The organism is Curtobacterium sp. MCLR17_043, assembly GCF_003224215.1.
Classification (GTDB): domain Bacteria; phylum Actinomycetota; class Actinomycetes; order Actinomycetales; family Microbacteriaceae; genus Curtobacterium; species Curtobacterium flaccumfaciens.
The window spans coordinates 171,941-184,536 of sequence record NZ_QKLH01000001.1; the positions used below are offsets into that span (position 1 = coordinate 171,941).

Consider the following 12,596-nt stretch of genomic DNA (forward strand, 5'->3'; position numbering starts at 1 on the left):
GTCGTCGACCCCGTGCCCCGCGATCGCGTGGGGCACGGGGTCGTCGCGGTTCCTGTGGCGCCGTCCTGACGGCGCCGGTTCGTGATCGGGGAGGGATTGTTCCGTGGCAGGCAAACTGCTGGTTGACCTGATGGGGCTCGGGGAGCTCCAGAACGACCTGACGACCGTGCACAGCACGCTCGAGCAGGCGCACAAGCGTGTCGACGCGTCCGACGACGAGATCGGTTCGGGGACGGTGCAGAACGCTCTGCACGACTTCGACCACCGCTGGGGCGACAAGCGGGACAAGATCAGCGAGTCGACGAAGGCGTTGGCGGACATGCTGAGCTCGTCCATCGAGACCTACACCGAGACCGACGAACAGCTGGCACAGGCCCTGCAGGTCAACGACGAGAACGGCGGCGGCGGACCCGCTGCCTCGAGGGCGCAGTAGTCATGGGGCGGCCGTCGGGGTGGGACGTTGTCGATCAGGGTGATGATCCGGTCAAGGGTGATCCGTCGACGTTGCGGATGATGGCGCGGGAGTACCAGCGCATCTCCGACGCGGCCGACGACGCCTCGACCCGGCTGAAGTCGGTGAAGGGCTCCGGGTGGCTGACCGACTGGGAGGGTGAAGCCGCTGATGTGTTCGTCGACGCGATCGAGGACACCCCGTCGGACCTGACCAAGCTCGTCGATTCGTACGAACTCGCCGCGACGGCGTTGTCGGGGTGGGCTGACACGGTCGATGACACCCAGTACCGGGCTGATGGTGCGTTGGCGGATGCGAAGGACGCCACCGGGGACCTCGCCGCAGCGCAGGACCGGTTGGCGGATGCGCAGTCGACGTTGTCGCACTACGAGTCCGCGTCGAAGGACCTGTCGAAGGTCGCGGACAAGTACCCGGCAGGTTCCGACGTGCCGGACGGGGTGGATGTTCCCTCGCCGGCACAGTTGCGGGCAGCGTCCGACAACGCTTCCGTCGCGCAGGGGTCGGTGTCGTCGGCGCAGGGGGACATCTCGGCGGCGCAGTCGCGGATCGATGCGGCGAAGCGGCTCGTGGCGGATGCGAAGGGTGATTGGCAGGACGCGGAGCAGCGGACTGCGACGAAGATCGGTGAAGCTGCGGACGCGGGCCTCGGGAAGCAGTCCAGGTGGGACAAGATCTTCGGGTCCGAGGCGTGGGAGACCATCGTGTCGGTGGCGAAGGTCGTCGTGGCGGTGGGTGGGATCATCGCGATGATCATCGGCGGACCGCTCGCATGGATCGTGCTCGGCGCAGCGCTGCTCGTGCTCGCTGACACCCTGTACAAGATGAGCAAGGGCACCGCCGACGGGTGGGACCTCGCCTTCGCGCTGCTCGATTGTGTGCCCGGTGGGAAGGGAATCACCACCGCGGCGAAGATCGGGAGGGAGTTCGCGAAGGGCGCTTCTCTCGCATCCAAGTTCAGCTCCGCTGGTCGGCACGTGGGCTCCGAGGCTCGAACGCTGTTCGCTCCTGCGCGCCATCTGCTGTCCAACGTCCGTCACGGCACTGCGCTCCGAACCCTTGAATCTCTTCGCGCCTTCGTGGTCGGCGGGGGCAACGGCATCCGGCAGGACTTGGCGCATCCGCTCAAGGGCTTCAAGAACGGGCTTGACTCCTACTGGCGGTCGGACGCTCCCTCGATGGCGGCAAGAGCTCGCCATTGGCAAGGACAGCCGTCGGCTTGGGGAGCTGGATACCCGGGAGTCGATCCCTGGACGACCGGTGACCCGACTGCGCTTGTCGGCAAGCGTCTGCAGGTTGTCGGGAACGGGGAGTTCTTCGTCGTCAGCGACGGCCCGACGTCCGATCTCATCACCGCCGGTGGTGATGCGCGGAGGTACTCGGAGTCGGTACAGATCGGCGTCCACGACGAGCGCGGCCCGTACCAGAACTTCCGGACGGACGGCACTACCTATGAAGTCACCGCACCGATCCCCCACGCCCAGGGCACAGCTGTCGCGAACACCCAGTACGGCGCCGGCGGCGCAACAGAAGTGTTCATCCCCGGGGACCGCAGCACTTGGTCGGCCGCAGCCAACGTGATCGACCATCCGGCGATGGACGCAGCCACCACGTCGCCGTCGGACTACACGATGCGTATGAACGAGTACGGTGACGGACTCAAGCGCCTTGGGAGCTGGTCTCTGCGGAGCGGGAACGCCATTCCCTTCGACTACTTGAACGACTTGCGCCATGACAGCACGCCACGATGAGAATGGGGCTCTCCCGGTCGGGTAGGTCGCTCCTACCAAGGTCGGAATCTTGGCTCGCCATCCCCGAACGCTCCCCGGACGGTCGTTATCACTCGATGGTCGCGCCGCACCCGCTCTGGCCGGAGTACGGTCGTCTGCTCACGTTCATGAACTGGCTCGAGGACCGAGCCTTCACCATCGTGGAGCACCGCGGCCCCTTCCGCCAGCGCGGCAACGAGATCCTCGTTGACAGACGCTTCAGCGCGGTCGGGCCCTTGTACTCGATTGCCGACCTCGAAAAGGAATGGTCGTTCGGCGAGGGGATCGAAGTCGTCGAACTCCGAGGCAACACCGGCGGGCTGATCTCCCGGCTGAGGGACGGTGTCCGATCTGGTGACTACCGGTACTCAGTGGATCTCCGGTTGACTACGCCCGGGGACAGCCTGGCCAACGACGACCGAGATGCCGCCACTCGGGCACTCGTTCGACTCGGTCCTGCGATCGATCTGACCCCGAACTGGAACGGTCACGATGTCCCCGCCAAGCACCCTGCCGAGGCCGCATGGGGACGATTGCCGTACGTCGTCCAGTCTGTGCAACGAGCTGGGGGTAGGGTGTTGTACCGCGATCCGTACCGGCGTCTTTCGAAAGCGGTGGAGCATTCGTCTGCGGTGTTCATGAAAGGCCCTTCCATCCTGAATGAGCTCCTGCTCCCCAACAACATGGCCGCAGAACGGTTGCACGGGGGCGGCACTCTGGTTCGAGATTTCCCCGGGGGGTTTGCAACGGAGCGGGCGCGCTTCGCGCTCGTCATAGAGGACGAAAGTGGCGACTGAACCAATGACGAACGGTGGACTTCCCAGCAATCCTCATCGTCGCGCCATGATGTCGTCGAAGTATGCGTTCGCCCGTACGCAGGTCATCGTGCTGCGACATGACCGGTTGGCCATACCTCTAGCGATCGTCGGGAACGAGGGCGTCCCGCTGGCCCTCGCTTTCACCGAGCTCGATGACGCTAGGGCGAGAATGACCAGCGATGTACCCGCCACGCCGAAGAGCCTTCCGATGCACCAGCTGGTCCGGATGATCCCGCAGGACTGGGGCGTCATCGTTGACATTGATCGTCCGCATCCCCAGGTGGTCGGTCCAGGCGACCGAGATCAGGTCATCAATGACAGCGGCCTGTTCCCCGCCGGTGCTCCAGTGACGCTGGCACCGCCGAGCCGCCGCGAGCGTGATCTGTGTGGCGCACTGCAGGAGCGCACCAAGGGTGCAGCCGGTATTGCTCGCGTATGGCTGCTCCGCCATCAAGTCGACGTACTTCCCGCCGAGGTCCTTGTCGTTGTTGCGGCCGATGACGAAGCTAGCGGGCTGCGGTATTCGGATGCCGTCTACGAGGTGGCACACGCGATCAATCATCCAGATCCTGTTTCGACAGCTTGGATCGACGAAATCCCGGTAGAGCACGCAATGTGGGTTCGCCAGCAGCCAGCCCTCATCGAACCCGTGTCACCGTGACACCCGCCATCCTCGATACGAGACGAAACAGTCCCTTCTCGTGCTGACGACGGGCAGGCTTGGGACCATCAACCGGCGCCCTTCCTGACGACTTGCATCTCGCTTCTGGGCAGCGTCCCCGAGGACGGCCGACGATCAACAGCGCTGGCCGACCTCCGACTTCCGACTTCCCGACGGCATGGCGGCGGAACGTTTCGACGAAGGAACGACACTGGTCCGGTACTTTCCCGGTGGGTTCGCGAGTGAACGGGCGCGTTTTGCATTCGTCATCCTGCCGGATGCCTGATGTCCTTGCGCTGCACCCCAGCGCCACGAACATGCTCGTAGGGTGGTGAGCGTGCGCCTCGCTGCTGTCCCCGTACCCGATGACTTGCACCTGGCGATCGACGACCGCGGCCGGCCCGCCACGGTGCCGTACGACCGTGGCGTCGTCGTCGAGTTCGCGTACTCCATCGCCGGGGACCGCCCGCCGGCTGTCGGCACCGGCTCACGGCGGGTGAGCCGTCAGTCGCTGATCGAGGACGAGCGCAGCGGTCGCGCGATCGTGTTCGTCGACGTGGCCGCCGATCACTGGGAGGGATTGCCGGTCGCCGAACGCCCCCGAGCGCGGCGGGGTCTCCTGCCGATCCAGTCACGAGCAGCACACGCCAGGCGGATGTCGGCATCCAGCGGCATCTGGGCCGAAGTGGTCCTCGGAGTGTCCGTCCCGAACACCGCATGGGAACTGTTCACCTTCAACGCCACCGGGCCGCGACTGCACCTGGTGATCGACCCGGATCCCGCCCGGCGTCGCACGGAGATCCTCCGGGCACTCGGAGACCGACCGCACCCGGGGATCACCATCGTCGATTCCGTTGACGCCGTTCCACGTGCCTGGCGGAATGCCGCCCGCGCACTCCTCCACGGGCAGCACGATGGCTGAGGCTGAGGCTGAGGACGAGCTCGGCCACCTCCACGTCGGGTACGGGGCCGTACTCCGCGGGAAGCCGAACCTGCAGCTACTCAGCGATCGAGCCGCGTTGCCCGAGGAGGCCGGGGACCATCGCCCGCCCAGTCCGACCGCCCATCAATCGGACTCGGCGGGCACCCTCCTCGCGATCGGACCGGGCGTCACGGCGCCCATCGGACTCCCGTTCAACCGAGTGGTGATCAACAGATGACGATGCCGAGCGCGGATCCGACGGCGATCGAGCCGGGGTGTTCGGTCTGCACCGCTGCAGTTGCGCGGCACGGCAGGGTCGAGACGGCGATCGGCGTCAGCCACCAGCAGCGGACCTCGTACTTCCGCTGCGTCGCCTGCGACACCTACTGGGGACAGGACGAGCGCTCGCTCCGCATCGTCGGGGAAGCCGACGTGCCGCTCGACCTGACGAGCGACTGGCGCGACGGCGACGGCAACCTCCGAGCAGCACCGCTTCCGCCGTACCGCCCGTTCGCGCGGCACGCCGATCTCCCGACGGAGATCACCACGACGGCCTTCGGTGACCAGGAGCACCCGCCTGCCGTCATCGACATCCCGTTCGCCCACGAACTCCTCAACTCGGTCCCCGCTGGTCCCCTCGCCGACCGCGTTGCCGTCTGCCGGCAGCTCGCGCGGTTGGCGGAAGCCGTCTCGCCGTCTCTGGGCCCGGCAGAACGAGCGTGGACCTTCCGCTGCATCGAGTACACCGACTCGCTCGGGCATCGTCACGTCGGCTACGGCTTGGAGCTCGACCGGGATGCGACGTTCGACGAGATCGCGTCCCGCGTCAGGTTCCCTGGGTTCGGACCGGGCGTCTTCTCGGCGACTCCGCGGAACGCCACGGTGTCCGAGTCGGGAACCCTGATGACCATCGGTCCGGGAGGCGCGATCGCCCACCCGGGCGTCCCGTTCTTCAATGCGCTGCGGCTCGGTGCGTGACATGACGACCTACGAACGAACCGCTCACAGGAACGGCACGAGCGCGCCGGCGACCGTGATCGTCGAGATGGACCTGACGAACCCCGACCATCAGGTGCGCTACACCGTGACAGTGTTGCTGCTGGGCACAGAGCACGCGGCCACGGCGTACGACGCCTTCGAGGCGCTGAGCCTGGTGCGCGAAGCGCTCGACGACGAGGGCTGGCTCCTGGGCGTGCAGGGGGCCCGCGTCGACGTGTGGCCGAGTGGGATGGCGCGACAGCAGGGCGGTGGCATGCGGGCGTACCGACTCCGCCGCGGTCGTCGTCCCCGGTTCAAGGACCTCGTCGACGTGTTCGCCCCGGCCGACGAACACCTCGGCACCGTGCAGGCGCAACGCGCGTTCGTCGCAGCGAAGTTCCCCGACGCCTGACCGGGTGCCGGCGACGACCGTCCGTGACTCCCTGAACACCGAGCCCCCGCGCACGGTTGGGTGGGTACATGTCCTCTGCCCCGCTCTCCGGTGACGACTCCCTGCACCTGCCCGAGTTCGACAACCCGCCAGCGTCTCCGCTCGACCTCGCTCGCGAGTGGCTGTCCGCGGCGAAGGACCGTGAGGTCTCCGAGCCGCTCTCTATGACCCTCGCCACGGCCGGTGCCGACGGCCGCGTGTCCGCTCGCACCGTCGACGTGAAGCGGATTGAGACGAACGGACTGGTCTTCGGCACGTCGGAGGACAGCCCGAAGGGCCGGCAGCTCGCCGAGAACCCGCACGCAGCGCTGCAGGCGTACTGGCGCGAGACGATGCAGCAGCTCCGGTTCGAGGGCCACGTCGTCCGGCTGTCGGATGCCGAGTCCGACGCCCTGTTCGGGGACCGCTCCCCGAAGTCACGCGCCGCGACGGCCATCGCCGACCAGTCCGCTGTGCTCGAGCCCCGCACGCTGCAGGACCTGATCGACGACGCGAACGACCTGCTCGACGACTCCGGCGACGACGTCCCCCGACCTGCACGATGGGCTGCCTGGCGTCTCGAACCAGACATCGTGGAGTTCTGGCACGGTAGCCGTGACCGGATGCACCGACGACTGCAGTACGCGCTCACCGAGGGCGCCTGGACGGCCACACGCCTCCAGCCCTGAGGCCGACGGTCGGCGTTCAGTCCCTGGACCACCACGCCGGCTGAGCGGGTTCGACTCGGACCGTGAGCGATCGAGCATCGTTCGATCGTTCCCCGATGACGAAGCGGCTCTCAGCGGGGTCGACGGTACCGATCCGCCACACCGGCCACGAGTGCGGCCCGAGTTCGGGATCGAACCACGGCGCGGGCCCGTTGTCGTCCTCACGCAACGCGCGCCGGACGCTCTTCGGATCGAGCTCCGGGAATCCTCCGGCGCGTGTCGCCACGAGCATGCGCTCTGCTGCGGCATCGACGGCGGCGGACCGTTCCGCCCGTGGGTTCCGGGTGATCCAGTACGCAGCGAGGTACCCGATCACCACGAGGCCGATCGCCGCAAGGGTCACGACCCACGGTCCAGCGTCGGGATCGACCGTGGGGATGCGATCGATGCCGGAGACCCCGACGATGAACCCCAGGACGCCGAGCACCCATCCGATGCCCGCGACGCGTTCGGCACGGTGCGACGCTCGAGCGAGGATGCAGCGTGCCTCGGCGACGTCCTCGATCGCAACCGAGATCGCCCCCACACCCGCGCCCGCACCGGTCTCCATCGGACCAGTCTCGCTCACGCCGCGTGCCCCTACCGGCCGATCGGGTTCACCATCGCCCCCGCCCGGATGAGCGACGCCGACTGGTCCGCCAGGTCCACCATCGACAGGGTGTTCCGCAGCTGCAACCGGTTCAGGCACGAGTGCTCGAACGTCGGCACCCGCAGGTCCAGGGGACGACGGCGGTCCGGGTGCGCGGCGGCGTGGGCGTCGATGCACTCCCCCACGACCTGCCAGAAGCGGGACTCCGGCAGCACCGCGTCGTCGTCGAGGATCGCGGCGACGAACCGCAGCACCCCGTCGAACACGTCGGTGAACACCGCGAGCGCGGCCTCGTCGTCGGTCACCGGGTGCACGATCCGGTCGATGTCGGCGGGGACCGGGCGGTCGTCGTGCCGACCGAGCACCGCGGCCTCCTCGCCGATGTCCTTCATCACGGCGCGGACCACGACGCCGTCGCGCACGACGAGCACCAGGTTCTCGCCGTGCGGCATGAACACCAGGTCGTGCACGGTCAGGCAGTGCACGACGGGCAGCAGGTACGCGTCGAGCCAGCGCCGGACCCAGACGTCGGCGGGTAGACCGGAGGCCTCGATCAACGCCGAGACCACGGCGTTCCCCGAGGCGTCCCGGTGCAGCAGCGCCGCCATCGTCAGCAGTCGCTCGCCGTCCGCCACCCGCGGCAGCGGACTCTCCCGCCACAGGGCGGCGAGCATCTTGCGCTGCGGCGAGGACACGTCGACCCGGTGGTAGGCGTCCCCCGTGTAGCCGATGGCGGCGTGCTCCCGGAGCACCGAGAACCCGGCGGCGGCGAGCGTGGGGTCGGCGGAGACGATCGACTCGACCCAGTCGTTCACGGCCGGGGTGTTCCGCATGTACGCGGGCGACATCCCCCGCAGGAACCCCATGTTCTGCACGGCGAGCGCCGTCTTCACGTACGAGCGTGCCGGCTCGGTGCGGTTGAACGCGGTGCGGATGGACTGCTGCGGCTGGTACTCGTCGGGTCCGTCGCCCAGGTCGACCAGGTCCTGTCGGCCCAGGTCGGGTGCGAAGGTCACGGCGATCCGGTGCTGCCACTGCCACGGGTGCACGGGCAGCCACACGTAGTCGTCGGGGTCGAGCCCGCGACGTTCCAGCGTGGCACGGAACCCGGCCACGACCGCCGCCGACAGCTCCGACTCCCAGTGCGCCTGCTCGGTCCGGTCCGCGGCGAGCGCCAGGTGCGTGTGCTCACGTCGGGCGGCGAGCCACCGGTACCGGAACCGGCCGCCGGACTCGGGCGCGAACGCCCGGTACTCGTCGAGCCCGAACCCGATCCGGCCGTTGGCGGCGACGAACGCCGGGTGCCCCTCGGTCATCGCCGCCTCGACGTCCTGGAACGACGCGACGACGTCCTCGACGGACCCGGTCGAACCGGACGAACCAGCCGAATCGGTCGCACCGGACGACCCGGACGCCCCGCCGGTGCTTCGCCGCCGCACTCGCCAGCGTCGACGCGATCTCCTCCAGGTACGTGCCGAGCAGCTCGTCGGGGATCCCGAGCACCGCTCGCAGCTCGAGCACGAGCTCCTGCGCGCTGAGCGGCGCCGACACCCCCGCACGGGTCCGCGTCAGCGAGGCCTCGTCCATCGACCAGTGCTCGAGCACGTGCTGCCGCGCCCGGAACCGGTAGGTCGACTCCCCCGCCTCGAGCCGCCAGCCGTCCCCGTCGGGCACGGGTGCGATCAGCCGTTCGTGGGTGAACTCCGCCATCGACTTCGCGACGAGGTGCCGTTCGGCGGGCTCCAGGTGCTCGGGCCGCAGGTGCGCGGCCGGCCCGTCGTCGTCGGGGACGCCGATGCGATCGGTGTCGAGCACCGACAGCAGGGCCCGCTTGCCGTCGACGTCCACCTGGCGCAGGGCGCGGAACCCGACCTCGGCGTTCTTCGCCTGCACGGCGGTGTTCCGCACGTCCGGTTCGACGACGACCCGGCGCGCGCCGAGGGCGTCCCGGCAGTGCTCGACGACGGCACGCATCACCGCGCTGGTCAGGCCGTGGACACGACGGTCCGCGGGCACCGGCGCGACGAGCAGGTGCATGCCGACGTCGCCGGGTTCGGCCGCCCACACGTCGGTGAGCAGGACGGCGGAGGGGTCGTAGGTCTCCGCCAGGAAGCACGGCTCGCCGTTCCGGCGGCCGAGCCACGCTGCCTGCGCGGGGTCCGCCTGCACGCCGGCCAGGTAGGCGCGCACGGCGTCCACGTCGAGGTCGCCCATCTCCCACCACGACGACGCCGGGTGGGCGAGCCACGACTGCACGACGGCGGCGTCGCGTTCCGGGTCCACGGGTTCGACGGTCAGGAGGCTCGGCTCGGCTCCCCCAGGCGCGGTCGCGTCCGGCGCCGTGGTGGTCACGGTCGTGCTCATGCGGACACCTCCGCGCGCTCGGTCGCGGGGCGGGCCGGCGCGCGCTCCGCGGCGCCGGGGCGGCCGGTGGACGGCGCTGCTGTTGACGGCTCCGAGGCGGGCAGGCCGAACTCCTGGAAGGCGATCCGGGCCTCCAGGCCGTACACGGGGCGACCCGTGACGGACCGGATGATCGACGCGTTCCGCCACGCACCCATGCCGAGGTCGGGCGCGGTCAGGCCGTGCGTGTGCTCCTCGGCGTTCTGCACCCAGATGCGTCCGCCCAGGGTGTCGACGTGGTGATCGCGGGCGACCGCCAGGCGACCGCGGGAGTCGCGGGCAACGAGGTGCTCGACCGGGTCGAGGAACCGCGGGACCCGCGGGGTGTACCCGGTGGCGAGGACGAGCTGCTCGACCTCGTGCTCGTACGTCTGGTCGAGCTGCTCGTGGCGGAGCGTCAGCCGGTAGGTGCCACGGTCGGCGAGCCAGGCGGCGTCCACGACGCTCGTCTCGGTCCGGAGCGTCGTCGGGACGGGGCCGCGCGCACTGATCCGGTAGAGCTGGTCGTACAGGTCGTCGACCAGGTCGGCGCTGATGCCCTTGTACAGGCCGCGCTGTTCCCGCCCCAGGCGGTCGCGGACGGCCTCGGGCAGCCCGTGGAAGTGGTCCGTGTACTCCGGGCTCGTCATCTCGAGGGTGAGCTTGGTGTCCTCCATCGGGAAGAACCGGGGCGAGCGTGTGATCCAGTCGAGGCGGTAGCCGTCCTGCCGGATGTCCTCGAGCAGTTCGCGGTAGACCTCGGCGGCGGACTGCCCGCTGCCGACAACGGCGATCGATCCGGCGTCGCGGAGGGCGTCGCGGTTCCGCAGGAACTCGGCGGAGTGGACGGCCGGTCCGCCGATCCCGCGCAGCGGGGCGGGGACGGACGGCTCGGTGCCGATGCCCACGACGACGTGGTGTGCGCGGTACGTCTCGGGACCCAGATCGGTCTCGGCGTGCACCGTGAACGTGTCGGTGACCGGGTCGTGCTCGACGGCGGTCACCCGGCGGCCCCACCGCAGGGTGTCGAGCCGGTCGGCGGCCCAGCGGCAGTAGGCGTCGTACTCGCTGCGCAGGGGGTGGAAGTCCTCGCGGATGTAGAACGGGTACAGGCGGCCGGTCTCCTTGAGCCACGCGAGGAACGAGAACGGCGAGGTCGGGTCGGCCATCGTCACCAGGTCGGCGAGGAACGGTACCTGGATCGTGGCGTCGTCGAGCATCATGCCGTGGTGCCAGGCGAAGCCGTCAGCCGCGTCGAGGAAGACCGCGTCGAGGTCGGCGATCGGGTCCGTCAGGCAGGCGAGGCCGAGGTTGAACGGGCCGATGCCGATGCCGACGACGTCGTGCACGGGCTGCTCATCGCGGTTCATCGGTTCGCTCCCTCGGTCTCGGTGGTGGCGGCGCGCACCCGGGCGGCCGTCGCGACGACGTGCTCCAGCGACGCGCGCATCTGCTCCGGCGTCGTCTCCGGGTTGAGCAGTGTGAGCTTGTTGCACGGCCGGCCGTCGATGACCGTCTTGGCGATGAGGACCCGGCCCTCGGCGAGCAGGGCCGAGCGGATCGGGGCGACCAGCGCGTCGGCGGCCTCGTCGGTCATGCCGGCGGGCTGCCAGCGGAACAGCACCGTGCTGAGCTGCGTCGGCGCGACGAGCACCAGGTCCGGGTGCTCCTCGACGATCCGGTGGGTGGCCGCGGCGAGGTCGATGACGGCGTCGAACGCGGCACCGATCGCGTCGGCACCGGTCGCCCGCAGGGTGGCCCAGAGCTTCAGGGCGTCGAACCGGCGGGTGGTCTGCAGCGACTTGTCGACCTGGTTCGGCTCGGCGGCGTCCTCCGGGTTCAGGTAGTCGGCGTACCAGGCGGTGCGGCGCAGGTCCTCCGGGCGCTGCACGAGCAGGGCGCTCGACGACACCGGCTGGAAGAACGACTTGTGCAGGTCGGCGGTCACGCTCCGGGCCCGTTCGACGCCGTCGAGCAGGTGCCGGCGGGTCGGGGACACGAGCAGCCCGCAGCCGTACGCGGCGTCGACGTGCAGCCACACTCCCTCCAGATCACAGACGTCCGCGATCGGCTCGAGCGGGTCGATGACCCCGCGGTCGGTGGTGCCGGCGGTGGCGACGACGGCCATCGGCGTCTGCCCGGCTGCGCGGGCGGCGGCGATCGCCTCGGCGAGGGCAGCGGGCACCATCCGGCCGGCGTGGTCGGTGGCGACGCCGACCACGGCCTCGAGCCCGAGTAGCCGCGCGGACTTCGCGATGGTGAAGTGGGTCTCGGCGGTCGTGAACACCGTGCCGCTGGTACCGAGGGCCTCGCGCGCCAGCAGCAGCGCTTGCAGGTTCGACTGCGAGCCGCCCGAGGTGAAGATGCCGTCCCCCGCGGCGAAGCCGATCCGACCGGCGAGCCAGGCGACGACGTGCCGCTCGATCTCGGTGCCGATGCGGGACTGGTCCCAGGTGTCGACCGACGGGTTCACGGCGGCCAGGACCGACTCGGCGGCGACCGCGGGCAGCGCGACCGGGCAGTTCAGGTGCGCGAGGTACGCCGGGTCGTGGAACCAGACGGCCTCGCGGACGAACAGCTCGTCGAGTTCGGCGAGTGCGCGGTCCGTCCCGAGGGGTTCGGCGTCGAGGTCGACGCCCTGTACCCGGGCCCGGAGGACCTCGGGAGCGGTGTCGGTCGTCGGACGGTCGGCGGCGGCGAAGCGGTCGGCCAGACGGTCCACCGTGGACGTCACGGCGGAGCGGTAGCGCTCGGCGGTGGCGGTGGTCAGGAGTTCGATGGGAGGTGTCACGTTAGGTAAGGCTAACCTCACCAACTGTCATCGTGCCACCCGAACGAGGGGCGCGCCGA

General features: G+C 69.6%; 12 protein-coding genes and 1 pseudogene. 8 read left to right on the plus strand and 5 right to left on the minus strand.

From position 1 onward, the window contains the following. The first annotated feature begins 103 nt into the window (after nt 1-103). The 8 genes from DEJ03_RS00845 (at nt 104) to DEJ03_RS00885 (ending at nt 6,736) form a co-directional block, all read left to right on the plus strand. Complete coding sequence (locus tag DEJ03_RS00845; protein WP_128780490.1) at nt 104-433, plus strand: DUF6507 family protein; 330 nt, start codon at nt 104-106, stop codon at nt 431-433. 2 nt (nt 434-435) lie between these two features. Beyond that, a complete protein-coding gene (locus tag DEJ03_RS00850; RefSeq protein WP_110863174.1) occupies nt 436-2,220 on the plus strand; it encodes a WXG100 family type VII secretion target in 1,785 nt (594 codons plus the stop codon). A 146-nt stretch (nt 2,221-2,366) separates the two neighbouring features. Next, the gene (locus DEJ03_RS00855; RefSeq protein ID WP_146237620.1) at nt 2,367-3,035 is read left to right on the plus strand and encodes a hypothetical protein; all 669 of its coding nucleotides are present in this window, start codon (nt 2,367-2,369) and stop codon (nt 3,033-3,035) included. Nucleotides 3,036-3,081: 46 nt separating this feature from the next. Next, a complete protein-coding gene (locus DEJ03_RS17650) occupies nt 3,082-3,717 on the plus strand; it encodes a hypothetical protein (RefSeq protein WP_146237621.1) in 636 nt (211 codons plus the stop codon). Between the two features lie 337 nt (nt 3,718-4,054). Then, nucleotides 4,055-4,639, plus strand: a complete 585-nt coding sequence (locus tag DEJ03_RS00865) for a hypothetical protein (protein ID WP_146237622.1) — start codon at nt 4,055-4,057, stop codon at nt 4,637-4,639. 234 nt (nt 4,640-4,873) lie between these two features. Continuing rightward, nucleotides 4,874-5,617: a hypothetical protein gene (locus DEJ03_RS00875; RefSeq protein WP_110863179.1), complete on the plus strand. Its 744-nt coding sequence runs from the start codon at nt 4,874-4,876 to the stop codon at nt 5,615-5,617. 1 nt (nt 5,618) lies between these two features. Further along, nucleotides 5,619-6,029 (plus strand): hypothetical protein, encoded by a 411-nt coding sequence (locus tag DEJ03_RS00880; RefSeq protein ID WP_146237623.1) that lies wholly within the window; start codon nt 5,619-5,621, stop codon nt 6,027-6,029. A 68-nt stretch (nt 6,030-6,097) separates the two neighbouring features. After that, nucleotides 6,098-6,736, plus strand: a complete 639-nt coding sequence (locus DEJ03_RS00885; protein ID WP_110863181.1) for a pyridoxal 5'-phosphate synthase — start codon at nt 6,098-6,100, stop codon at nt 6,734-6,736. A 16-nt stretch (nt 6,737-6,752) separates the two neighbouring features. On the opposite strand, the gene DEJ03_RS00890 is transcribed toward DEJ03_RS00885, so the two are convergent. The 5 genes and pseudogenes from DEJ03_RS00890 to DEJ03_RS00905 form a co-directional block, all read right to left on the minus strand. Continuing rightward, a complete protein-coding gene (locus tag DEJ03_RS00890) occupies nt 6,753-7,343 on the minus strand; it encodes a hypothetical protein (protein ID WP_146237624.1) in 591 nt (196 codons plus the stop codon). Nucleotides 7,344-7,354: 11 nt separating this feature from the next. Beyond that, nucleotides 7,355-8,680 (minus strand): IucA/IucC family siderophore biosynthesis protein, encoded by a 1,326-nt coding sequence (locus tag DEJ03_RS18155; protein WP_258370436.1) that lies wholly within the window; start codon nt 8,678-8,680, stop codon nt 7,355-7,357. A 586-nt stretch (nt 8,681-9,266) separates the two neighbouring features. Beyond that, a pseudogene (locus DEJ03_RS18160) lies at nt 9,267-9,728 on the minus strand (GNAT family N-acetyltransferase); the annotation flags it as partial. Beyond that, entirely contained in the window at nt 9,725-11,116 is a 1,392-nt protein-coding gene (locus DEJ03_RS00900; protein ID WP_110863183.1) for a lysine N(6)-hydroxylase/L-ornithine N(5)-oxygenase family protein, read from the minus strand. The gene DEJ03_RS00900 and the pseudogene DEJ03_RS18160, both read right to left, overlap by 4 nt. Continuing rightward, complete coding sequence (locus DEJ03_RS00905; protein WP_110863184.1) at nt 11,113-12,537, minus strand: pyridoxal-dependent decarboxylase; 1,425 nt, start codon at nt 12,535-12,537, stop codon at nt 11,113-11,115. The genes DEJ03_RS00900 and DEJ03_RS00905 overlap by 4 nt, the downstream gene beginning before the upstream one ends. Between the last annotated feature and the right edge of the window lie 59 nt (nt 12,538-12,596).

Bases quoted from the DNA above. Each gene is read 5' to 3' on its own strand.
- DEJ03_RS00880 (WP_146237623.1), top strand. From the start codon at position 5,619: ATGACGACCTACGAACGAACCGCTCACAGGAACGGCACGAGCGCGCCG.
- DEJ03_RS17650 (WP_146237621.1), top strand. From the start codon at position 3,082: ATGATGTCGTCGAAGTATGCGTTCGCCCGTACGCAGGTCATCGTGCTG.
- DEJ03_RS00900 (WP_110863183.1), bottom strand. From the start codon at position 11,116: ATGAACCGCGATGAGCAGCCCGTGCACGACGTCGTCGGCATCGGCATC.
- DEJ03_RS00850 (WP_110863174.1), top strand. From the start codon at position 436: ATGGGGCGGCCGTCGGGGTGGGACGTTGTCGATCAGGGTGATGATCCG.
- DEJ03_RS00875 (WP_110863179.1), top strand. From the start codon at position 4,874: ATGACGATGCCGAGCGCGGATCCGACGGCGATCGAGCCGGGGTGTTCG.
- DEJ03_RS00855 (WP_146237620.1), top strand. From the start codon at position 2,367: ATGAACTGGCTCGAGGACCGAGCCTTCACCATCGTGGAGCACCGCGGC.
- DEJ03_RS18155 (WP_258370436.1), bottom strand. From the start codon at position 8,680: ATGACCGAGGGGCACCCGGCGTTCGTCGCCGCCAACGGCCGGATCGGG.
- DEJ03_RS00885 (WP_110863181.1), top strand. From the start codon at position 6,098: ATGTCCTCTGCCCCGCTCTCCGGTGACGACTCCCTGCACCTGCCCGAG.